Source organism: Lentzea roselyniae, assembly GCF_039537795.1.
In the GTDB taxonomy this organism is placed as follows: Bacteria; Actinomycetota; Actinomycetes; order Mycobacteriales; family Pseudonocardiaceae; genus Lentzea; species Lentzea atacamensis.
The window spans coordinates 272,028-294,754 of the sequence record NZ_BAABBE010000002.1; the positions used below are offsets into that span (position 1 = coordinate 272,028).

19 protein-coding genes are annotated in these 22,727 nt (G+C 70.2%); 11 read left to right on the plus strand and 8 right to left on the minus strand.

Features of this window, described 5'->3' with window-relative positions:
• Nucleotides 1-28: 28 nt before the first annotated feature.
• The 3 genes from ABFX45_RS04185 to ABFX45_RS04195 form a co-directional block, all read right to left on the minus strand.
• On the minus strand, nucleotides 29-574 hold the full coding sequence (locus tag ABFX45_RS04185) for a DUF305 domain-containing protein (protein WP_346127725.1): 546 nt from the start codon (nucleotides 572-574) through the stop codon (nucleotides 29-31).
• Nucleotides 559-1,407, minus strand: coding sequence for a lytic polysaccharide monooxygenase (locus ABFX45_RS04190; protein WP_109636662.1), 849 nt, complete (start codon nucleotides 1,405-1,407; stop codon nucleotides 559-561). Before ABFX45_RS04190 ends, ABFX45_RS04185 begins: the two co-directional genes overlap by 16 nt.
• Nucleotides 1,408-1,524: 117 nt before the next feature.
• Nucleotides 1,525-5,781, minus strand: a complete 4,257-nt coding sequence (locus ABFX45_RS04195) for an HAD-IC family P-type ATPase (protein WP_346127727.1) — start codon at nucleotides 5,779-5,781, stop codon at nucleotides 1,525-1,527.
• 72 nt (nucleotides 5,782-5,853) lie between these two features.
• Between ABFX45_RS04195 and ABFX45_RS04200 the strand changes: the two genes are divergently transcribed.
• From ABFX45_RS04200 to ABFX45_RS04210, 3 genes are read left to right on the plus strand one after another with little or no spacing between them, the layout of a single operon-like run.
• On the plus strand, nucleotides 5,854-8,421 hold the full coding sequence (locus tag ABFX45_RS04200; protein ID WP_346127729.1) for an ATP-binding protein: 2,568 nt from the start codon (nucleotides 5,854-5,856) through the stop codon (nucleotides 8,419-8,421).
• A gap of 43 nt (nucleotides 8,422-8,464) precedes the next feature.
• On the plus strand, nucleotides 8,465-8,893 hold the full coding sequence (locus ABFX45_RS04205; protein ID WP_146231544.1) for a hypothetical protein: 429 nt from the start codon (nucleotides 8,465-8,467) through the stop codon (nucleotides 8,891-8,893).
• A 2-nt stretch (nucleotides 8,894-8,895) separates the two neighbouring features.
• A complete protein-coding gene (locus ABFX45_RS04210) occupies nucleotides 8,896-9,312 on the plus strand; it encodes a hypothetical protein (RefSeq protein ID WP_346127731.1) in 417 nt (138 codons plus the stop codon).
• 410 nt (nucleotides 9,313-9,722) lie between these two features.
• On the opposite strand, the gene ABFX45_RS04215 is transcribed toward ABFX45_RS04210, so the two are convergent.
• A complete protein-coding gene (locus tag ABFX45_RS04215) occupies nucleotides 9,723-10,778 on the minus strand; it encodes a hypothetical protein (protein ID WP_346127733.1) in 1,056 nt (351 codons plus the stop codon).
• 74 nt (nucleotides 10,779-10,852) lie between these two features.
• On the opposite strand from ABFX45_RS04215, the gene ABFX45_RS04220 reads away from it, so the two are divergent.
• Together ABFX45_RS04220 and ABFX45_RS04225 are read left to right on the plus strand one after the other, a co-directional pair.
• On the plus strand, nucleotides 10,853-11,158 hold the full coding sequence (locus ABFX45_RS04220; protein WP_346127735.1) for a nuclear transport factor 2 family protein: 306 nt from the start codon (nucleotides 10,853-10,855) through the stop codon (nucleotides 11,156-11,158).
• Nucleotides 11,159-11,404: a DUF2630 family protein gene (locus ABFX45_RS04225; protein ID WP_109636666.1), complete on the plus strand. Its 246-nt coding sequence runs from the start codon at nucleotides 11,159-11,161 to the stop codon at nucleotides 11,402-11,404.
• A gap of 3 nt (nucleotides 11,405-11,407) precedes the next feature.
• On the opposite strand, the gene ABFX45_RS04230 is transcribed toward ABFX45_RS04225, so the two are convergent.
• A complete protein-coding gene (locus ABFX45_RS04230) occupies nucleotides 11,408-11,890 on the minus strand; it encodes a GtrA family protein (RefSeq protein ID WP_428834074.1) in 483 nt (160 codons plus the stop codon).
• Between the two features lie 75 nt (nucleotides 11,891-11,965).
• On the minus strand, nucleotides 11,966-12,877 hold the full coding sequence (locus ABFX45_RS04235; RefSeq protein WP_346127737.1) for an AraC family transcriptional regulator: 912 nt from the start codon (nucleotides 12,875-12,877) through the stop codon (nucleotides 11,966-11,968).
• 70 nt (nucleotides 12,878-12,947) lie between these two features.
• Here ABFX45_RS04235 and ABFX45_RS04240 point away from each other — a divergent pair, with 70 nt between their 5' ends.
• Nucleotides 12,948-13,568 (plus strand): class I SAM-dependent methyltransferase, encoded by a 621-nt coding sequence (locus ABFX45_RS04240; protein ID WP_109636669.1) that lies wholly within the window; start codon nucleotides 12,948-12,950, stop codon nucleotides 13,566-13,568.
• A gap of 123 nt (nucleotides 13,569-13,691) precedes the next feature.
• Nucleotides 13,692-15,662 (plus strand): WD40 repeat domain-containing serine/threonine protein kinase, encoded by a 1,971-nt coding sequence (locus tag ABFX45_RS04245; RefSeq protein ID WP_146231546.1) that lies wholly within the window; start codon nucleotides 13,692-13,694, stop codon nucleotides 15,660-15,662.
• Here the strand turns inward: ABFX45_RS04245 and ABFX45_RS04250 are convergent.
• On the minus strand, nucleotides 15,659-16,126 hold the full coding sequence (locus tag ABFX45_RS04250) for a hypothetical protein (protein WP_146231547.1): 468 nt from the start codon (nucleotides 16,124-16,126) through the stop codon (nucleotides 15,659-15,661). The two genes, ABFX45_RS04245 and ABFX45_RS04250, sit on opposite strands and share 4 nt — an antisense overlap.
• A gap of 78 nt (nucleotides 16,127-16,204) precedes the next feature.
• Between ABFX45_RS04250 and ABFX45_RS04255 the strand changes: the two genes are divergently transcribed.
• Genes ABFX45_RS04255 through ABFX45_RS04270 form a run of 4 tightly spaced genes read left to right on the plus strand, consistent with a single transcriptional unit; the run spans nucleotide 16,205 to nucleotide 21,850 of the window.
• Nucleotides 16,205-17,815 (plus strand): purine-cytosine permease family protein, encoded by a 1,611-nt coding sequence (locus ABFX45_RS04255; protein ID WP_346127741.1) that lies wholly within the window; start codon nucleotides 16,205-16,207, stop codon nucleotides 17,813-17,815.
• A gap of 37 nt (nucleotides 17,816-17,852) precedes the next feature.
• The gene (locus ABFX45_RS04260; RefSeq protein WP_346127743.1) at nucleotides 17,853-19,550 is read left to right on the plus strand and encodes a cation:proton antiporter; all 1,698 of its coding nucleotides are present in this window, start codon (nucleotides 17,853-17,855) and stop codon (nucleotides 19,548-19,550) included.
• 43 nt (nucleotides 19,551-19,593) lie between these two features.
• Complete coding sequence (locus ABFX45_RS04265) at nucleotides 19,594-20,790, plus strand: SGNH/GDSL hydrolase family protein (protein ID WP_346127745.1); 1,197 nt, start codon at nucleotides 19,594-19,596, stop codon at nucleotides 20,788-20,790.
• Nucleotides 20,791-20,833: 43 nt separating this feature from the next.
• Nucleotides 20,834-21,850, plus strand: coding sequence for a hypothetical protein (locus ABFX45_RS04270; RefSeq protein ID WP_346127747.1), 1,017 nt, complete (start codon nucleotides 20,834-20,836; stop codon nucleotides 21,848-21,850).
• Between the two features lie 39 nt (nucleotides 21,851-21,889).
• Here ABFX45_RS04270 and ABFX45_RS04275 read toward each other — a convergent pair whose 3' ends face one another.
• The gene (locus tag ABFX45_RS04275; RefSeq protein ID WP_109636676.1) at nucleotides 21,890-22,654 is read right to left on the minus strand and encodes a GntR family transcriptional regulator; all 765 of its coding nucleotides are present in this window, start codon (nucleotides 22,652-22,654) and stop codon (nucleotides 21,890-21,892) included.
• Nucleotides 22,655-22,727 lie beyond the last annotated feature (73 nt).

Sequence of the window (22,727 nt, forward strand, 5' to 3'; positions counted from 1 at the left end):
GTTCGGGACCGAAGCCGCCGGATACCCTTCACGTGCGGCCGAGGAACCTCTTCATCATGTCGATCTGCGCGCCGCGGGACTTCTCGATGCGGCCCGCGAGGTCCTTCACCTCCGCGTGCGCGCCGCTGCCCGCCTCCCACCGAGCCATCTGCACGGCGTCGTCCTGGTGGGCGATGAGGACGTTGAGCAGCCGCCGGTCGAACTCCGCGCCGCGCAACGCCCGCAGCCGGGCGATCTCCTCGGGTTTCGTTCGCCGGATGCCTCCGTGACCCGCGTGCGAGTCCGGTGGTGCTGTCAGCGGTTCGCCCCACGAGGTCAGCCAGTCCTTCATAGTGGCGATCTCGGTCACCTGGGTCGACTCGATCGCCGCGGCCAGCATCCGCAGCTCCTCATCGGACGCCCGGTCCTTCGCCAGCGCCACCATCGAAACGCCCTGCTCGTGGTGCGGGAGCATCATCTGCAGGAACATCACGTCCAACGGGTCGCCGCGCAACACGGTGTCCGGTCGCGGAGCGCAACCGGACACCGCGAAGGCGAGCAACAGCAGGAAGATCCGCATCAGAGGCGTTTCCACAGTGCCGGCGTGTTCGGCGGTTCCCACCCGGCGATGGCGGTGTGCGCCAGGGTGCACTCGTAGCTGGAACCGTTGTAGGTCACGCGGTTACCGATCTGGTACGTCGTGCCCGCCGCCCACGTTCCGCTCGGTGGCGGGGGAGTTGTGGTGGTCGTGGGCGGTGGCGTCGGGTTGCTGGTCGTGGGCGGCGGGTTCGTGCCGCCGCCGAAGTCGACGTCCGAACACGTGTAGAACGCCTCCGCGCTGCCGACGACGCGTTGCCAGATCGAGTAGATGATGTGCCGGCCGGTGCGGTGCGGGATGTTCAGCGTCCAGTTCGTGAACGTGGTCGGGTTCTGGTTGTTGAACGTCTGCAGGTGCACGAGATCCGACCAGCGCAGCGGCTGCGTCGGGCTCCAGCCGTCCCTGGTGATGTAGAACTCGAAGTTGCTGTTCGAGTGCGGTGCCGACGCGTGGTAGGTCACCGTCAACGGCCCGGCGGAGACGCGCTTGGCCGGCCAGTCGGCGCGTTGCAGGTCGAGGCCGCGGTACTTGTCGCGGCCCGCGCTGCACAGCTTGCCGTCCGGGATGATCTGGCGGTGGCGGCCGCCCGCGTCGAGAAGCGACACCTCGTTCCAGTCGTAGAACGCCTGTGTGCCACCGGCGGCGACAGCCGCCTTGCACGCGTCGGACTTCGGGTTCTCGGGGCCCTCCTGCTTGCACGTGTAGACCCGGCTGGCCGGGTCGGACATCGTGCCGTGGGCGCTGGCGGTCGTCAGGGGAACGACGAACGCGACGGCCAGTGCGGTGGATGCGACGAGACTCGCGAGCGCGAGCCGATTCCGTGTCTTCACAGCTCCTCCTGGCAGGCGGAGGCGGCGAACACGAAGGTGTTCGCACAGCGGGATCGGCGGCCCGGTTCACGAGTGTAAACAAGTGGTTGGACCATTTCGTCGGCCAACCGAAGGAATTCACCTGCGGAGAACCTTTGACAGCAGAGCATTCAGCGCGGTCGCGGTCGTCGTCGCTCCCGCCGCGATGCTCCAGCCGACAGGTCCGAGCGGTGTGCAGCCGAAGAACCCGCTCACGCCGGGCGTCTGGATCACCGCGGCCAGCGCCGCCGCCGAACCCAGGCTCGCGCCGAGCACCCGCCGGTCCAACCCGCCCGTGACGAGCGTCTGTCCCAGCTGAGTGCCCACCAGCGCGGCCAGCGCCACCGTGCTCGCCCGCCGCGACCGGCCGGTGAGCCGCGCGATGGCCCACGCCGTGCTCGCGCCGAACGTCGTCGTCAGCGCCTGCAACATGATGTCGCGGTCGAGCTGACCACCCAGCGACGTCTCGGGTCCTTCGTGGAGCAGGCTCTCCATCTGATCGGCCTTGGGCGGGCGCAACGCGATGGCCAGCGCGGGCGCGAGGTCGGTCAGCAGGTTCACCAGCAGGATCTGCCGCGCGTTCAGCGGAGACCGGCCGGTGATCAGTGCGGCGAGGACGTTGAAGCCGATCTCGCCGAGGTTGCCGCCGAGCAGGATCGCCAGTGCCTCGCGCACCGACGACCACATCGCCCGGCCTTCCAGCACGGCGGCGGTGATCGTCTCCAGGCGGTCGTCGGTGACCACGAGATCGGCCGCGCTGCGAGCGGCCGGGGTGCCGCGCCGGCCGAGCGCGATGCCGACGTCGGCCAGGCGGATCGCCGGAGCGTCGTTGGCGCCGTCGCCGGTCATCGCGACCGTGCGCCCGACCCGTTGGTAGGCCTGGATGATCCGGACCTTGTGGGTGGGGCTGCAGCGGGCGATAACGTCCACTTCGGACAGTGCGGTGGCGAGCTTGTCGTCGTCGAGCTCGTCGAGCTCCGAGCCGGTGATCACGCGCTGGTCCTCGGTGGGATGCACTGTCGAGGCGATCGCGTCCGCGGTGGCCGGGTGGTCACCGGTGATCATCACGACCTTCACGCCCGCGGCGGCGAGTTGTTCGGCGGCGGGAGCGGCACTGTCGCGCACCGGGTCGGCGAGTGCGACGAACCCGCGGAACTTCAGGTCCCGCACCGCCTCGTCGTCCAGCTCGATGTCGTCGGCGACGCGCTCGGCCACGGCCAGCACGCGGTGACCCGATCCGGCCAGCTGTTCCATGCGGTCCTTGATCGCGGCGCGTGAGCCCTCGTCCAGGGAGCACCGCGCCAGCACGATCTCGGGTGCGCCCTTGACGCTGAGCAGGGTCCGCTTGCCGATCGTGCCGATGGTCGCGTGGTAGCCGCGTGACGGCTCGAACGGCAGGTCGGCCGTGCGCCGCCACGAACGGGCACCCGTCCGGACGCCGACCCGTGCCTTGCGCGCGCCCGTCAGCACGGCCCGGTCGGTCTGGTGCTCCAGCTCCTCACGGTTGCGCGCGGCGGGCGTGGCTCGAATCGCGGCACCCAGCACGTCCCGCAGCGATCCGTCCAAAGAGGACACCTCGGCGTGCCGGTCGGCGGTGCCCACCCTGGCGAGGCTCAGACTGCCCTCGGTCAGCGTGCCCGTCTTGTCGAAGCACAGCACGTCGACGCGTCCCAGAGCTTCGATCGTGCGCGGGTTCCTGACCAGCGCGCCGTGATCGGCCAGGCGCCTGGCCGCACCGAGCTGGGCGGCGTTGACGAGGAACGGCAGACCCTCCGGCACCGACGCGACAGCGAGGTTGACCGCGGCGCTCAGCGTCTCCTGCGGCGGAATCCCGCGCAGCAGACCGGATCCGGTGACCGCGGCGGCCGCACCCAGCGCGAGTGGCATGGCCGTGCGGGTGAGCGACTCGAGCCGTGACTCGACGCCACCGGTCGGCGTGTGCTGGCGCGCGGTGGCCATGCTGCGCCCGGCCTCCGTCGCCATCCCGGTGGCCACGACCACGGCGATCGCGTTGCCGGTCGCGATGGTCGTGCCCTCGTACAGCATCGAGCTGCGCGCGGAGATGTCCGCGGCGACCACCGGAGCGCTGTCCTTGGCCACCGGCAGCGACTCGCCGGTCAGCGACGACTCGTCGGCCTCCAGCGCGGTGGCCTCGATGATCCGGCAGTCCGCGGGCACGACGTCGGACGACCGCAGCACCACGACGTCGCCCGGCACCAGGTCGCCGGCCGCCACGGTGATCTCCGTGGCGTCACGGCGGACGCACGCCCCCACCGCGGACAGCTTGAACAGGTCGGCGAGCGCACGGTCGGTCTGCACCCGCTGCACGCTCCCGACCAGCGCGGACGCCCCGGTGATGGCCGCGACCAGCCCCGCGTCCATCGGTGAGCCGACTGCCGCCGCCAGTGCCGCACCCACCGCGAGGACGGGGGTCAGCGGGTTCGCGAGCTCCTCGACGAACGCCTGCCAGAGGCTCAGCCCGAGCGGTTCCTGACCGGTGCCGGACGCACGGGCCCGCTGCTGCGCCTCCTTGCCGTCCAGCCCTTCGACGTCGGCTTGGAGGCGCTCCAACACCACGTCGACGGGCATGAGGTGCCACGGCGTGGTGCTGACCGGTGGCGAGATGGGCCGGGAAAGCAGCTGGTGAGCGCGCCAATGCCCGAGCGCGAACCCGATCGCCGCGGCCGCGTTGCCCGCGAAGAGTCCCCGCGAGGCCGCACGTGGAGCCGTTCCCTGCACGGCCGCCACCGCACCGACCCCGGAACCACCCGCGGCGAGCTTGATGCCGTCCGAGTCCACCCGTGACGCCACGCCGACCGCGTCGATCACCAGCGCGGCGGCCTCGAAGTCGTGTCCCACCAGCACATGCGCGCCCCACGCGGGCGGCTCACCCGCGCGGAAGGCCCCGAGCCCGCAGTCGGCCGCACCCAGCGCCCGCCGGTCACCGGACAGCAGCAGCACGACCCCGCCGTTTTCCTCCAGCGACCGCACCGACCCCGTCAGCTCCGCTCCACCGGGCACGACGTCGTCGACGAAGGCGAACTTGCCGTTCGGGCCGTCGGCGGCCAGCACGACTCGCGCGCCGGCCCTGCGCGCGGCGGCGGCGATCGCCTGCACGCCGTGCGCGTGCTGGGCCGACACCCCGACCACGGCCAGCAGCTTCTGTCCTTTCGAGAGCCCCAGCACGTCGTCGGCACCGCGCTTGCGCAGCCGCTGCGCCCCCTGCTTGCCGCGGGTGCCCTCCAACGGCCCGAGCCGCCACCTGTCGGCCTCCTGCACCTCGTCAGGCGCCTGCGGGTCGAACAGCTCGAACGCCACCGCCGCGATCTCGCGCGGATCGGCCCCGGCCATCGGCACGACGTCGGTCAGCTCGGTGTGGCCCGTGCGCAGCGCCCGCTCGTCGAGCACGACGGTGTCGATCTGCCCGAGCCTGCGCAGCACACCGCGATCCATCACGATCACACCGCGTTTGGCGAGAATCCGCCCGAGGTAGGTCGCGAAGCCCTCCCGTGCCGCGGCGGGCGCCTTGGGCGTGCTGGCGAGCCCGAGCGCCAGCGCGCGCCGGGGCCCGAAGAACGGCACGGCCGCACCGGCTGCGAGCGCGCCGACGCCCATCGCCCGTTCGGCATACCGGTCGACCGGGTCCTGGGGCAGCTTGGCCGGCCGGGGCTGCAGCACCGGCTCGCCCGCCGCGTGCTCGGGCCCGGCGACCAGCGTCGGTTCGGCCTTGTTCCACGCCTTGCGGTAGGCACGGGCCTCGCGGATCTGCGCGATCCGTTCGGCGCCGTCGAGCAGGATGCCCTCGCCACCGGCCGCGAGGCCCTGAGCCAGGGCGGACACGTGCGGCAGCACCGAGTCCGACTGCTCCTTGCCCACGAGGCTCCGCAACCGGGGGTGGTGCTGGAAGATCGATCCGAGCGCGGCGATCTCGGTGGGCAGCGGCACCCATTGCGTCAGCCTGGTCAGCGCCGACAGCCCGAGCCCGACGGCGTCCGCGGCCAGCGCCGACACGGTCTGCCGGGTGGCGGGTCCCTCACAGGGGTGATGCAGCTCCTCGCACGGTTCCTCGTCGCTGTGTTCGGCGGCGTGGCGCTCGGCCCGCTCGATGATCCGGATCAGCTCGTCCCGGCGCGGCCCTGGCGAGTCGACGGCGACGACGACGCGTTGCGCGGGCGCGTTGACCCGTGCCCACAGCACGCCGTCGAGGTTCTCGAGCCGTTGCTCGACCTCCTTGATCAGGCGCCGGGCGTGCGGCGTGTCGAGGCCGTGCACCTCGACGTGCAGCCGCCCCTGCCGTGCCCAGACCTGCCTGCGCCGCAGCCCGGCGAGATCCCTCAGCAACCCTGGCAGATGCACGTCAGGGGGATGACCTGCGGCCGGAAACGCCAAACACTCCGCCACGATCGCGCGATCATTAGGCTTGCTGACGTGTCCACCGGCCCGAGACCTGACGATGCGCACGCGCTCGACGAGCTCATCGCTCAGCTGCGCGCGCTGAAGGTGTGGGCGGGAAACCCGTCGCTGCGGCAGATGGAGAAGCTGTCGGGGCTCGCCCGCAGCACACTGGCCGACGCGCTCAACCCGCGCAGGAAGACCGCGCCGACGCTGGAGGTGTTCCGCGGGCTGCTGCGGGCGTTCAGCGTGACGGAGGACGAGGCCGAGCCGTGGCTCGCCGCGTGGCGCCGGGTGCAGTCGGAACCGGCCCGCGTCCCGGCCGCGGTGCCGCGGCAGCTGCCGGCGGCCGTGCCGGGTTTCACCGGCCGCGCCAAGGCGTTCAAGGAGCTGACCGCGCTGCTGGAGGGTGGCAGCCGGCTCGCGGTCGTGTGCGGGATTCCCGGCGTCGGCAAGACCGCTCTGGCCGTGCAGTGGGCGCACCAGGTGGCGAGCCGGTTTCCGGACGGTCAGCTCTACCTGGACCTGCGCGGCTACTCGTCCGGGCCGCCGGTCACCCCCGACCAGGCGCTGGCGCTGGCGATCCGCGCGTTCGGCGTGCCCGGCGAGGAGATCCCGCTGCAGCAGGACGCGATGGTCGGCGTGTACCGGTCGATCACGTCGGACAAGCGCGTGCTGGTCATGGTCGACAACGCGCCGAGCGCCGCCCACGTGCGACCGCTGGTGCCGGGCGGGCCGGGCTGCCTGACCGTCGTGACGAGCCGTGATCGCCTCGCCGGGCTCGTCGCCCGCGACGGCGCGCACCGTCTGGAGCTCGGTGTGCTCACCCCCGAGGAAGCACCGGCGGTGGTGATCAGCGTGCTGGGCGCGGAGCGCGTGCTGCGCGAGGAGCGCGCCGTCGACGAGCTCGTGCGGCTCTGCGGCTACCTCCCGCTCGCCCTGCGGATCACCGCGGCGAACCTCGCCGACCGTCCACATCAGACGATCGCGGAGCTGATGGCGGAGCTGACCGCGGGCGACCGCCTCACCGCGCTGGAGGTGGAGGGCGACGAGGACGCCGCGGTGCGCACGACGTTCGACCACTCCTACGCGGCGCTGGACCCGTTGGCACGGAAGCTGTTCCGCCGCATGGGCACGGCCCCGGGTCCGGAGCTGCCCGCCCGTGCCGCGGCGGCGTTGCTCGGCCGTCCGGATGCTGACGCGGCACTGCGCACGCTGGTCACCGCGCACCTGGTCGAGGTCAGGTCCGCCGGCCGGTACGGGTTGCACGACCTGCTGCGCCTCTACGCGCGTGAGCGTTGTGCCGCAGAGGAAAGCGACGCCGGCCAGTCGATCGGCCGTCTCTACGCGCAGTACCTGGACCTGGCGGTCGCGGCGGCACGCGCGGTGCGCCCGGACTTCTCGGTGCTCGCGACCATCACGCCACAGCACACGTTCGCCAACGCGACCGAGGCGTTGCAGTGGTTCGACGCGGAACGGTCCACTTTGGTCACCGCGATCGAACGCGCCGAGTCGCTGGGACAGGCGCCGATGGCGTGGCTGCTGACCGACGCGCTGCGCGGGTGTTACTGGCTGCGCCGCCACACCGCGGAATGGCTGGCCGTCGCCCGCGTGGGCCTCGCCGCGGCCGCACAGCACCCCGGTGCGGCCGCGGCGATGCACCTGTCGCTCGGCACGGCGCACTGGGGCGCGGGTGACCACCGGGCCGCGGCCACGCACTTCGAGCAGGCCGTCGAGTTCAGCCGGGCGGCGGGGGACCGGTTCCGCGAGTTCAGCACGCTCGGCAACCTCGGCGCCGTCTACTCGGAGCTCGGGTCGCTGGATCAGGCGGCCGACTGCTTCCGCCGCGAGCTGACCTTCTACGGCGAGATCGGCGACACCGCCAGGCGCGCGCGTTCGCTCGGCAATCTCGGCCTGACCGAGATGCGGCTGGGCCGGCTGGTCGAGGCCGCGGCGGATCTCCAGCTGGCCGTGGAGCTGCGGGAGGAGATCGGCGAGACCAGGTCCGCCGCGAACTCGCTCGGCGCGCTCGGCGTCGTGCACCGCTACCTCGGCGACCTCGACCGGGCCGCGCACTTCCTGCGCCGGGCCCAGCAGCTCAACCACGACCACGAGGACCGGGTCAGCGAGGCCGCCGCGTTCGACGACCTCGCCCGCGTGCACCGCGACGCCGGACGGCCACAGGAGGCGCTGCGGTGCGCGGAACAGGCACTTTCGCTGGCCAAGGGCTTGGGCCGGGTGGAGATCGACGCCCTGATCACAGCCGCCGCGGTCCGCGGCAGCCGCGACGACCTGCGCCAGGCGTGGCGCAGAGCGGTCGCGATCGGCTACGGCCACGGCGTGGCGGACGCGCTGGTCGAACTGGCCTGGCTGGACCTCGCCGCCGGCGACGCCGATGCCGCCGTGCGGGACGCCTCGCAGGCGCACGAACGTGCGGACGCCACCGGTCAGAGCATCCTGGCCGGGCTTGCGCTCGTTGCTCTGACCAGGGCGTACGAGGCACACGGTGATGCGGCGGCGGCCTCGGAGACCGGGCTGCGGGCCGACGAGGTGCTGACGAGGGCCGGCTACCGGGGTGTCCGGGATCGTCCGAACGGCTTGTGAGCCGCCACGGCGCTTGGTACATCCGTGGTCAGAGGGGGAACTGATGAAGAGATTTGCTGTGTCGATGGCCGCTGCCCTGACACTCGGCGCGGTCGCCGTGCCGACCGCCCAGGCCGGCTGCGATCCCGTTTACGATCCCGGCTCGGCGTGTCCCGGCAAGTTCGTCGCGTACACCGACCTGCCCGGCACCGAAGCCACTGCGGTCGGCCGTTTTGACACCAAGTACACGGTTGAGCTGGGTTATCCGTCCTACGTCAAGGACACCGCCGACGACGGCCTCGATGTCCACCTGTGGGTGTTGTACGGCAAGTGGAACGGCGCCAAGCAGACAGAACCCATCGCCGTCGCGTCGGGGCTCAACGCGAAAACAGAGGTCGTGTGGGAGTCGCCTGCCGGTGTGTTCGTCGACTGGTTCCAGGTGCGGGTGTGCCTCGGCCCCGGTGAGGACAACTGCTCCAGGTGGGTGGGCTGACGGTGAAGAAGCTGTCCGCGTCACTGATCGCCGCCCTGGCTCTCGGCATGTGCGCCACGCCCGCCGCGCACGCCGACAGGTGCATCGGCGACCCCGTGTACGACCCCGGTTCCGGCGGTCAGTGCTACTTCGCCGTGGCACCCGCCATGACCGGTGCCGAGGCGACCGTGAAGGGCAAGTGGTTCGACCGATTGCCGTTCATCGACCCGCAGCTGTCCTACCTGAAGGACACCGCGGACGACGGCCAGGACGCCTCCCTGTGGGTGCGGTGGGAGGCGGGCGAGAAGGAGCTCGCCCGCGTCTCGGGTGCAGGCGCGACGACAGAGGTCCGCTGGCCCTTCGCCCCGTCCATGGACTCGTTCTCGGCGCGGGTGTGCGTGGGACCGGACACGACGAACTGCTCGGACTGGAGGACCTGACCGGCTGTCCGGATGTGTCCGGGGTCGTCCGAACGTCTTTCCCGGTGCGGGGCCTGGGACAACGCTCGGAGGTGTGCTGATCTCACCGAGACGCCGCCGGTCCGGCCTGGGGGTCTGGATCGTCGGCGTCAGCCGTTCCGTCCCACCGTCAACCGTGATCCTGCCCCGCAGCAGCTAGTGCGATGAGTTCTGGTCACATCCTGGTCCACTCCTCATGAGCAGACTCGAGAGGAGTGGACCAGGCTGGACCTGCACAGCGTGATGTGTGAGTGACCTCGCCAGGTCGATGGTGCGGCGGAACGGGTGGGCGGGTCGATGGTCACGTTCGGGGTGAGCGGGACCGCGTTCAACCGAGACGTTGGCCCGGCTTGCCGCGCACGGTGTCACCCACGGCACCGTGGAGACCGGGTCTAGTTGCCCTGGAGGCTTGCCGGAAACGGGGTCTGCCTGCTCTCCCGCTGGAACCGGCGGTAGAAGTCCGTCATCACTTCGGCGATCGGGCTGTGGCGGGTGAGGATCGCCGCGACCCGCGGCGGAACTCCCGGCGGGAGCTCCCCTCGGACACAGGCGCGGACGAACGCGGTGAAGTCGTCCCCCTTGTGCCCGTACAGAGCGGCGATGAGCCACATCACCAGGTGTGTGGCGGTGTAGTGCCGGTCGTAGGCCCGGTGCTCGGCGAAGAAGCGGGCTTCGTCCTCGGACAGGTCGAACCGGGACGAGATCGCGAGGCCGTAGTCCGCGAAGTACAGGCGCTCACCGTCGGTCAGGATGTTCTGGAAGTGACCGTCGAAGTGCAGCACACCACGGGCGTTCAGGAACGAGATCCCGGCCTGCAGCTGCGCCTCGACCATGGCGCAGGCGCTCTCGGTGGCCTCGTCACCGGCTTCGACCTGGGCACCCAGCCAGTCGTGCAGGTTCTGCGGGAGGTACTCGAGGAACAGCGCGATGCTCGCCGTGGAGTCCCGCAGAGCCTCGATCCGCTGACGTACCTCCGGTGCGCCTTCCCAGTAGGCGACCGCTTTCTCGACGTCGGCCAGTTCCTCGGGCAGCGACTGCCCGGTGTGCGGGAGCACCCGCCAGTGGTACGTCAGCGGGAAGCCCTCGTACTCCTGCCCGAGCACCCAGTTCGTCGTCATGGTGTGCACGGCCAGTTCCCGCCACGCGCCGAAGCCCGGCCCTCCGATGATCCCGACACCGAAGTGGCAGAAGGCCGGTAGCTCGAAGAGGTTCGCCGTTGACCTGGTGTTCTCCGGCCGCAGGTCCAGGTCGGTCAGCGGGATCCGCTTGACGAAGACCGGGGTGCCGCCGATGTCCAGCAGCGCCGTCGGCCCGCCGATGCCGGACCCCAGCGGTTCGGCGTGGTCCACGAGGTCGCGCAGTTCACGATCGCTGAACAGGGACAGCGCCGTGGAGACGGCGGTGTGGGCGGCCAGACGCGCACCGTGGGACATGTCCATGTCAGCCATGATCCCTTCTGGGACTGCGGGATCCGTCCTGTTGCGACAACACTGGGCGCAGGACCTGCAGAAGGGACATCGCCATGACCAGTGATCCGACCGTGAACGCGTTCATCGCCGCCGTGAACGCGGGCGACGAGGACGCGTTCTTCGAGCTGCTCACGCCGGACGCGACCATGTCCGACGACGGCACGGACCGCGACCTCCGCGCGTGGACCGCCAAGGAGATCTTCGACGACAACGGGCACATGGAGGTCGAGTCCGAGTCCGACGGTGGGAAGTCGCTGATCATCCGGTACCGCAACGACACCTGGGGAGAGATGCGCACGTACTGGCGGTTCGTCGTAGAGTCGGGAAAGGTCAGCCGCTTCGAGACGGGACAGGCGTAGATGAGCGACGAGAACGTGCTGGGCCGCATCAACGAACTGGTCGACGAGGAGCACAGGCTGCGTGAGCAGCTAGCGGCCGGTGAGATCACCACGGACGAGGAGCACGCGAGGCTGCGCGCGCTGGAGGAAGCCCTCGACCAGTGCTGGGACCTGCTGCGGCGACGGCGGTCGGCTCGTTCGCAGGGTCGGGACGCGGACGACGTGTCCACCCGTTCCGTCGGTGAGGTCGAGGGCTACCTGCAGTAGCCGCTACTTCGCGTCGCGGAAGATGATCCACCGCATCACGCTGTACATGAAGGCTGCCTCGCAGGCGCCGGCGACGATGCGGGACAGGTGGTACTGGACACCGATCGCGGCCAGCGCGCTGCCGACGCCGAGGATGAACGCCAGGTAGTTGATCAGGATCGCCACGGCGTACAGGCCTGCCTGCGGGCCGACGGGCGCGTGCGAGCGGAAGTTCAGCGCGCGGTTGAGCACGAAGCTCAGGCCGAACGCGAGCACGTATGCCACGGTGAACGCGACCGGCACCGGCAGGCCCATGCCGCTGCGGAACACCGTGAGCAGCACCAGGTCGACGGCGAACGTGAACCCGTTGATCAGCGCGAAGCCCAGCAGGCTCGGCGCGACGATCTTCGAGAGTCCGAACGGCAGCCACCTCACGACGACTTCCATCAGCGCGTGGAACCGCTGTCCGAGGTCACTTCTGTTGTCCGCCTTGGCGCCGCCGGTCATGATCTCGACAGTGCCACGACCGGGAGGGACGAACCGGGCAAACCACCACGGTCTTGCCGGGTCGTTCACAGGAGTTCAGAGGACGTTCACGCTCCGCCAGCCGCTCGGGCTCATCCCGTGCAGCTTGCCGAACGTCCTCGCGAAGTACCCGGCGTCCGGGAAGCCCGCCTGCCGTGCGATGTCGCTGATCGGCAGCTCGGTCGTGGCCAGCAGACGCCGCGCCTGGACCATCCGGCGTTCGGTGATCCACCCCTGCACCGTGCGGCCGGTCCGCCTGCGCACCGTGGACGTCAGGTGGCCGGGGGAGATGCGCACGGCGGCCGCGACCTCGCGCAGGGACAACGGTTCCCGGTACCGCTGTTCGATCACGTCGAACACCTCGGCGAGCAGGGGCTCGGCGTTCTCGCGCAGGTCGCCGACGACGTCCGCGGCCAGCCGGGACACCCCGACCAGCAGCAGCACCAGATGCGCCGACACGGCCTCCCGGTAACCCTCGCGGCGGTGGGCCAGCTCGTCGTGCAGCGCCTCGATGCGGGTGGTCCACTCGTCCCGGTCCCGCGGAGGCACCTTGAGCCGCAACGCTCCGGTCGCGCCGCCGCGGACGAACGGGAACAGCAGCGGATGGGTGCGCCACGCCAGGTGCGCGCCGGGAGTGTCCGTGCCGAGCGCGTCGGCGGTGAAGAACACGCCCCAGCCCCGTGCGCCGACGAGGTCGTCGCGCTGCGCCTGGCCCATCACGTCGCCGGGCGCGATCACGAACAGGTCGCCGGCCTCGACGTGCCTCACCTGTCTCCCGGTGCGCACGATGCCGCCGTCCGCCCAGAAGTAGGCCAGACCGGGGAAGTCGTGCGAGTGCGCCTCGTGGGCGCCGTTGACGTCGGCGGCGTGGCCGAGAGGCATGGCGGCCACGGACAGCTCGCCGGGCACCGGCTGCCACCGGTAGGTCGCGGGCTCGTCACCCTTCAGCGGAGCTCGTCGGGTTCGCACCGTCAAATCATCCCATTCAAACCACAGATCGCCACGGGAACGTTGGTGTTGGCCAGGTCAGAATGGAGACATGACCGAAATATCGTCCCAGGAGAGGGACTACCTGCCAGGGCTGGGGAAGCACTACCTGATGCCGCTCTACGACGTGGTGCACAGGGTGGCCGGGCTGCACGGCGTGCACCAGCAGATGATCACGGTGGCGGGGCTGCGGGCCGGGCACCGCGTGCTCGACGTGGGCTGCGGGACCGGGAACCTGTTGCGGTCCACCGGAAAGCGGCATCGTGACGTCGAGCTCTTCGGCGTGGACCCGGATCTGAAGATGCTGGCGAGGGCGGAGCGCAAGATTCGCCGGGCGGGACTCAGGGCACGGCTGGACCGGGGGTACGCGCAGGAGCTGGCGTTCCCCGACGACTCGTTCGACCGGGTCTTCTCCAGTCTGATGCTGCACCACCTGGACACGCCGTCGAAGGACGAGATGCTCGCCGAGGTGCGCCGCGTCCTGCGGCCGGACGGTCTGCTGGTGCTCGCCGACGCCGTGCTGCACGACCACAGCCGCGAGCACCTGAGGGACAACGTCGGTGACGCGGTGGCGAAGCGGATCGCCGCGGCCGGGTTCACCGTCGAGCCGACGCGGAGGCGGAAGCTGCGGATGTTCGGCGAAGTCGGGATCGAGGTCGCGAGAGTCCACTAGCGACAGGTCCATTCTAGACCGATTGAACACGCACGATGTTTCTTGCACGCCAACAGTTCCGGTATTTCCCGAACTTGAGGGATCCCCGCGAACGGGAGCGTGTTCTCATCTACGCTGCGCGCCGTGACAGATGCGACGGGAAGTCTGGTGGCCCAGCGCTACCGGCTCGTTCAGGTGATCGGCACCGGTGGCATGGGCCGGGTGTGGCTCGGCCGTGACGAGGTCATCGGCCGCGAGGTGGCGATCAAGGAACTGCTGCTGCCCGCTGGTCTCGACGCGCAGCAGCGGGCGTTGCTGTGCCAGCGCGCCATGCGTGAGGCACAGCTGGCCGGTCAGCTGAACCACCCCGGCATCGTCACGGTGCACGACGTCGTCGAGTACAACGGCACGCCGATGATCGTGATGGAGTTCGTGCGGGGCGGCTCCCTGTCCGACGCGATCAAGGCCCGCGGCGCGCTGCCCGTCGACCAGGTCGCCCACGTCGCGAACGCGATGCTGAGCGCGTTGCGGGCGGCGCACCAGGCCGGGATCGTGCACCGCGATCTCAAGCCCGCCAACGTGTTGCTGTCCGGCGATCGGGTCGTGATCACCGACTTCGGCATCGCGCGGCTCACCGGAGACGTCCCGCTGACCACCGACGGTTCGATCGTCGGCACGCCCGCGTACATGGCGCCGGAACAGGGCACCGGCGCGCCGATCACCCCGGCGACCGACATGTGGTCGCTCGGCGCCACCCTGTACGCGGCCGTGGAGGGCAGGCCGCCGTTCCAGGGCCAGGACTTCATGACGACGCTGTCGATGCTGCTCACCCAGGAGCCGCCGCCTCCGGTGCGCGCCGGGTACCTCGCGTCGTTGCTGGGCGGGTTGCTGCGCAAGAACCCGGCCGAGCGCGCGTCCGTGGACCAGGCATTCGCGTTGCTGGCCGGTGCTCCGGTCGTGCTGCCCGCGCACAAGTCCGGTGTCAGCAGACGCACGCTGCTGCTGGCGGGTGGCGGCGCTCTCGCGGTGGCCGGCGGCGGTGCTGCGTGGTGGCTCGGCTCGAAGAAGGACGACAGCGGTTCGGGCGCGGGCCTGCCGTCCACCGACGACAACAAGCTCGCCTCCAACAAGGAGGGCGGCTCCGAGGAGTCGACGACCCCGTCCGTGGCCCAGGCGGGACAGCCGGAGGAGATCACCGAGCACATCCAGCTGGCCGACCACAAGGACAGGGTCACGTCGATCGCGTGGAGCCCGGACGGCAAGCTGCTCGCCAGCGCCGACGGCGGCCTCGGCCGCGACGGCGCCCTGGTTCGCCTGTGGGACACCGAAACCGGCAAGCTCATCGGCACCGTCAAGAACCCGGACGGCCCCGGCGGCGCCTCGGCGAACGCGGTGGCGATCAGCCCCGACGGCAAGATCCTGGCGGCGGGCGGCAACCGCACCGGCGACGCGACCACGTACCTGTGGAACCTCTCCGACCGCTCGATGATCGGCGGGCTGGAGCAGAGTCGGTCCATCATGAAGTCGCTCGTCTTCCACCCGGACGGCAAGACCCTGGTCGGCGTGACCCACCACGGTGGCATCAAGGTGTGGGACGTGGTGACTCGCAAGGTGAAGATCGGCCTGCCCGATGGCGACGGCGGCTTCGACCTCGCGTTCAGCCCGGACGGCAAGCTGGTGGCCAACGGCGGCACCAAGTCCCAGGAGATCCGGCTGTCCGACCCCGCGACCGGCAAGACGGTCAAGACCATCAACGACTCGACCGGCGGCGGTGCGTCGTTCTCCCCGGACGGCAAGACCCTCGCGGTCGTCGACGCCGACGGCACGAACAGCATGCAGCTGTGGGACGTGGAGACCGTCAAGAGCAAGGCCGTCTTCGACCGGGCCGACGACGGCCTGACCATCACGCATGCGCTGTACCACCCGGACGGCAAGACTATCGCCGCCTGGGGGCTGGGCAACTTCGTCCAGCTGTGGGACGTGGCGTCCAAGAGGATCCGTGCCACTGTCATCGGTGCCGGCGGGCAGATCGAAACCGTGGCGTTCGACCCCAAGGGCGAGCGGATCGCGGCCGGTGGCGCGGACAACACCGTCCGGATCTGGAAGCTGGGCTAAAGGGCTTCCAGCTCGGTGATGTCGATGGCGTGCCGGTCGAGCGTGTCCGCGAACGCCTCGATCACGTTGTCGAGGATCCACTCGCACCTGGCCATCAACGCGGCACCCTCCGCGGTGCGGAACGCGGGGATGGCCTGGGTGAGGCGGGCCGACATCGGCCACTCGTTGTCGTACTGCCAGAGCTCACCGCTCGGCGTCAGGAGGATCCCGGCGTCCTTGAGGACGCCGGGATGCGCCGCGCTCGGGGTCCTCGTCGTCAGCACGAGCCAGCCGGACGCGATCCGGACCTTGTTCTCACCGGCCCGGTCGTACAGCGTCTGTTCGGCGGGGATCTGGTGACGGGTCAGCAGGGTCGCGACCTTCTTCGCCCACGCCGTGATCGTCGCCGAACGCTCTGCCCACGCCGCTGCCGCGGCTTCGTCGGCGCGTCTGCGTTCCTTCATGAACGCCACGAGATCATCCATGACCGCAGACGGGAGCGTCACGTGGTCGTCACACAGGTGGTGATCGACTGAAACGCGGCGTTCCTAGCGTCACGGCTCATGACCGTTGACGAGGTGCGAGCGCCGTCCCGTGAAGCGTCCAAGGAGACGCTCGAGGACTACACCCTGCGGTTCGCGCCGCGCACGTACCGGCGCTGGACGCCCTCGGTGGTCGGGGCGTCGGCGCTGGGCGGGATCGCCTACATGGCGGACTTCTCGATCGGCGCTGGGATCGGCCTCACGCACGGCACCGGGAACGCGTTGCTGGCCATCGCGTTCGCGGCGATCGTGATCTTCGTGACCGGGTTTCCGCTGGCCTACTACGCCGCCCGGTACAACATCGACCTCGACCTGATCACCCGCGGCTCCGGGTTCGGCTACTACGGGTCGGTGCTCACGAGCGTCATCTTCGCGAGCTTCACGTTCATCTTCTTCGCGCTCGAAGGCTCGATCATGGCGCAGGGCCTGCGGTACGCGCTGGGACTGCCGCTGTGGCTGGGGTACCTGGCCTCGACGCTGGTGATCATCCCGCTGGTGATCTACGGGATGAGGGTGCTGGCCAAGCTGCAGAGCTGGACGAACCCGTTGTGGCTGCTGCTGATGGTCGCGCCGCTGCTGTACCTGGTGATCGCGGACCCGGACTCGGTGAGCCGCTGGCTCGCCTACGGGGACAAGGGTGTGAGCACGGCCGCGGTGATGCTGGGTGCCGGCGTGTGTCTGTCGTTGATGGCGCAGATCGGCGAGCAGATCGACTACCTGCGGTTCATGCCGCCGCGGACCGGCGAGAACCGGCGAGCGTGGTGGACCGCGACGATCCTCGCCGGACCGGGCTGGGTGGTGTTCGGGGCGCTCAAGCAGGCGATCGGCGTGTTCATGGCGGTCTACGTGCTCGACGCGGTGGGTGCGGTGGCCGCGATCGAACCGATCGAGCAGTTCACCGGTGTGTTCAAGCAGTTCATGCCGCCGTGGCTGGTCGTGCCGCTGGCGCTGGTGCTGGTGGTGCTCAGCCAGGTGAAGATCAACGTCACCAACGCCTACTCGGGCTCGCTGGCCTGGACGAACTCGTTCACGCGCGTCACCAGGCGGTATCCGGGGCGGCTGGTGTTCGTGCTGGTGAACCTCGCGATCGCGCTGGTGCTGATGGAGGCGGACATGTTCAGCTTCCTGAACAAGCTGCTGAGCTTCTACTCCAACTGCGCGATGGCCTGGGTCGTGACCGTGGCGACGGACATCGCGATCAACAAGTACGTGCTGAAGCTGTCGCCGAAGCAGCCGGAGTTCCGCCGCGGCATGCTCTACGCGGTCAACCCGGTCGGCGTCGGGTCGTTCCTCGCGTCGTCGATCCTCTCCATCTCCGTCTACTTCGGACTCTTCGGCGCCGCGATCCAGCCGTACTCGCCACTGGTCGCCGTCGGCATCCCCATCGTGCTGACGCCGTTGCTCGCGGTGCTCACCCGAGGCCGCTTCTACCTGCGCCGCACCGACGACGGCATCGACGAGCCGGTGCTCGACGCCGACGGCAACCCGAGCGGGACGCCGTACGACTGCGTGGTGTGCGGTGAGTCCTACGAGCGGCCGGACATGACGGCCAGCGCGCTGGGCGGCACGATCTGCTCGCTGTGCCTGAGCACGGACCGCGACGGACGCCACGTGCTGCCGGCCCAGGCCTGACGCGCAAGATCCGTTCTCGTCCGACAAACTGCACGTCATGCAAGAACTGGCGTTGCTCGCCGTCGCGGCCGTGCTGATCATCGTGGCGGTGTCGTGGGCCGCTCCGAAGCTGGGCGTGGCGGCGCCCGTGCTGCTCGTGATCGTCGGCATGGGGTGCAGTCAGCTGCCCGGCGCGCCGCACGTCTTCGTGGAGCCGGAGTGGATTCTCGGGCTCGTGCTGCCGCCGATCCTGTACTCGGCGGCGGTGAACGTGCCGGTCGTGGACTTCAGGCGCGACTTCAAGACCATCGGGGCGCTGTCGGTGCTGCTGGTGGTGGGGTCGGCGTTCGGGACAGGGCTGCTGATCTGGTGGCTGTTGCCGGACATCGGGTTCGCGACCGCGCTCGCGCTCGGCGCGGTGATCAGCCCGCCGGACGCGGTCGCGGCCACCTCGATCGGCAAGCGGCTCGGGTTGCCGCCGCGGCTCGTCACCATCCTCGAAGGTGAGGGGCTGGTCAACGACGCCACGGCGCTCGTGCTGCTGCGCACCGCCATCGTCGCGATCACCGCCACCGTCTCGTTCGGCAGCGCGCTCGGCGACTTCGCGCGCGCCGTCTCGTTGGGCATCGTGATCGGGGCATTCGTCGGGGTGGTGTCCGTGTGGGTGCGGTCGCGCATCCAGGGGCAGCCGGTGCTCACGACCGCGATCTCGTTCGTGGTGCCGTTCCTCGCGTTCATCCCGGCGGAGGAGGTGCACGCGTCCGGTGTGATCGCGGTCGTCACGGCGGGCCTGATCACCGGCCACCAGAGCGCGAAGCGGTTCACCGCGCACGACCGCATCTCCGAGCGCACCAACTGGCGCACGATCCAGCTGCTGCTGGAGAACGGCGTCTTCCTGCTGATGGGTTTCGAGCTGACCTCGGTCGTCGGCGCCGTGGACGACGGCCTGGCCAGGGCACTCGTCGCCGGCCTGCTGGCCACCGCCGCGCTGGTCGTGCTGCGCGTGGCGTTCGTGATCCCGCTGATCGCCCTGCTGCGCCACCAGCAACGCCGCGCGGACCGCCTCACCGGCAAGATCAAGACGCTGGTCGACCGCTTCACCGCGCGCGGCCCGCGCCCCGGCGGCGAGGAACGCTTCGACCGCGCCACCCGTGCCCTCCAACGGCGTCAGGCCGACGTCAACTTCTACGCCAGCGAAGGCCTCGGCTGGCGCGGCGGCGTGGTGCTCGCCTGGTCGGGCATGCGCGGTGTCGTCACGCTGGCGGCCGCCCAGTCGCTGCCGACCGACGTGCCGCACCGCGCCGAGCTGATCCTGATCGCGTTCACCGTCGCGATCGTCACCCTGGTCGTGCAGGGCGGCTCGCTGCCGCTGGTGATCCGCCGGCTGGGCATCCGAGGCAACGACGAGGAGCACTCACGCCGTGAGTACGCGCGGCTCGCAGGTGAGCTGATCGCCGCCACGCGCGCGTTGCTGGAGAGTCCGGCGCTCGTCCGCGAGAACGGCAAACCGTTCGACCCGGAGCTGCCCGAACAGGCACGCGAACGCAGCGGCGCGACCGCCGAGGCCATCGAGAGGATGCTGACCGAACAGGATCCGGACAGCCACCTGAACCAGCGCCGTGAGCTGCAACGCCTGATGATGGACGCGCAGCAGAACGCGTTGCTGGACGCCCGCGCGGGCGGCACCTACGGCTCGCACACCCTCGAACGCGCCCAGATCTTCATCGACGGCGAGGCCGCCCGCTTCACCGCATGAGCTACCGTGATCTTCGCCGCCGCCACGGCCAGAGGGTGGTGGCATGTCCGCGAAAGTCGGCTTGGCGAGCCTGGTGCTCGCACTCGTTGTCGGTGGCTCGTCGGCTCCGGAGGCCTCCCGGCACGCGCCGGAGTGGATCGGCTCGTGGCAGGCGGCGCCCGCCAGTGCCCAGGCCGGGACCGACACCGGTCATCCGAACAAGACGATCCGCAACGTCGTCCACACGAGCATCGGCGGCAAGGCGGCGCGTGTGCGGCTGTCGAACGCCTTCGGCACCGCGCCGGTCCTGATGGGCCACGTGACGGTGGCGCTGTCCACGGGGGACGCCGGCATCGTGCCTCTCACGATGCGCGAGGTGACGTTCGGCGGCGTGCCGTCGGTGACGATCCCGCCGGGCGCGGAGGTGGTGAGCGACGCCGTCACGCTGACCGTACCGCCGGACGCCGACCTCGCCGTCACCGTCTACACGCCTTCCGAGTCCGGTCCCGCGACGTACCACCCGCAGGCCTACCGCTCGAACTACTTCGCCACCGGCGATCACGCCTCGGACGAGACCGGCACGCCCTTCGCCGCGGCCACGACCTCGTTCCACTACGTCAGCGGTGTCGAGGTGCGCTCCTCGCAGGCCCGTGGCGCGGTGGTGGCATTCGGCGACTCGATCACCGACGGCGCCTGGTCGACGCGGGGCGCCAACCTGCGCTGGCCGGACCAGCTGTTCGACCGGCTGATGAAGCGTCCCGCGGCACTGCGGTCCGGCGTGCTGAACGCGGGCATCAGCGCCAACCGGCTGGCCAGCCAGGGCACCAGCGCCACCGCAGGCCCCAACGGCCTCGCCCGCCTCGACCGCGACGCCCTGACCAGGGCGGGAGTCCGCACGATCGTGCTGATGGAGGGCATCAACGACATCCAGAACTCGGTGCCCGCCGCCCAGCTGATCATGGCTTTGCGGCAGGTGGTGGAACGGAGCCACGCCGCTGGTGTCCGGGTCGTCGCCGGCACGATCGCACCGTGGAAGGGGTGGCGGACCTACACGCCCGAGCGCGAGTCGATCCGTCTGGAGGTCAACTCGTTCATCCGGACCGCGGGCATCTTCGACGGCGTGGTGGACTTCGACTCGGCGCTGCGCGACCCGTCCGACCCTGAGGTCCTGCGGCCTTCGTTCGACTCCGGCGACCACCTGCACCCCAACGACGCGGGCTACCGGGCGATGGCGGAGGCGGTCGATCTACGCCGGTTGTGAGGCGTGTAGGGGACGTGTAGAGCGGCCTGCTAGGCAGGACGGCATGAGAAGAGCGCTGTCCTTGCTGGCCGTTCTGACCACCGCGCTGGTGGCCGTCGTGCACGTCCCCACCGCCGCGGCCTCGACGAGCGTCGGCTTCGAGCCCAGGAGCGTGCTGGGGCCCGGTGTTCCGCGCGACGGTTCCTCCGACCAGAACGTCGTCGAGCTCGGCCAGGTCTCGCTGCGCATGAGCAGCACGCAGACCGCCTACATCGTCTCGGTGATGCGGGTGAACTCGGCGACGATCCGCACGCTGTTCGACAACGAGGTCGTCTGCAGGTGGGCGGGCGGCAGCAAGAACATGGTGATGGGGCAGAACGTCTACAAGAAGGGCGGCACGCAACCGGAGTGGGAGGACGTCACGCTGACGACCCGCTTCCTCGTGCATCCGGGCGTCGCCGCTGACGTCACCTGCACGGCGTACCTGCGGACAGCGTCTCTCGGCTACGAGAACTCGACCGTGTACCTGGCCGGCGGGTCGATGCGGTTCGCCAACACGTCGGTCGAGAACGACACGCGTGGCGAGGCTCTGCAGAAGAGCACCTCGCAGGGCGTGATCCACCTGAACACGTCGAACCCCGACGCCCGTGAGCCGTTGCTGCCCATGTTCGACCTGGCGCCGGGCGTCAAGGGGCTGAGCGTGTTCGGGGACAACGAGTACATGGTCTGCCATCCCAACAGCTCGTGCGACAAGGCGAAGTCCTCGCGGGCCCGGTTCACGCTCTTGGTCAACCAGTGGAAGGCCGACGGGTCGGTGTGCCACCAGGACTCGTCTGCTTCCGCCACCGTTGATGTGCCTTACTACGTGCACCACATCGTTGTGCCGCTGCACAAGCCGAACTTCGAGGTGCGCACCGGGGACGGGTGCATTCCGCGGGTCAACGCCTACGTGCTGGTGCAGTGGCTGGGTGGGGAGACCGGCGGGATTCAGGGGACCGCGCTGAACCTGACCGACTCGCGCGGGTCTACTTCCACGCACGACTCGGACATGAGCCACATCTTCGCGGTGCCGTACCGGTAACCAGGGTGCTGCCGGGTGGCCCTGCGGGGCCATCCGGTGTTACGCCAACGGGTCGTTGCCCACCCTGGCCTGCACGTCAACCGTGTTGCGCGGCGAGTCTCCCAGCGTCAGCCGCGACACGATCCGATACCGGTCACCCCGGTAGATCGAGTGCACGTACTCCACCTGCCGTCCCTCGGCATCCGTCGTCAGCCGCTCGAACAGCAGCGCCGGCGCCAGCACGGGCACCGAGAGCAGAGCCGCTTCGGACTCGTTGGTCACCGTGGGCTCGATCGACTGCACCGCCTCGAGAACGTGCACCCCGTGCTCACGCAGCCGTTCGTAGAAGTCCCCGGACTCCATGTCGTGCAACGTCAACCCCGGGGCGACGAAAGCGGGCACGTGCAGGTACTCCAGCGCCATCGGCTCCCCGTCCACGAGCCGCAGCCGCGCGATGTAGTGGATCTCGGCGGCGGGGGAGAGGCGCAGCCGGCGCCCGACGCGCGCACCGGCCGGGATGCGGGCGTGTTCGAGCACGCGCGACTCCCAGCTGCCGCCGGCCTGCGGCAGCGACATGGAGCCGGTGCCGGACACCATCTCCTGGGTGATCTTGGCGCGCGCCACGAACGTGCCGCGGCCGTGCTGGCGGACCAGCAGGCCAGTGTTGACCAGTTCCTCCACGGCCGAGCGGACGGTGGGGCGGGACACCGAGAGCTGCTGGCACAGCACGCGTTCGGCGGGAATCGGGGCTCCCGCCGGGTGGGTCTCGATGAGCTCGAGCAGGTGGTCGCGGACCCGCTCGCGTTTGAGGATCGCTTCGCCCATGCCTCTCCGCTTCGTCGGCGGCCAGTATCGCATACCACTGGTAAGTAACCACCTGGTGCAACATCGAGAGCGC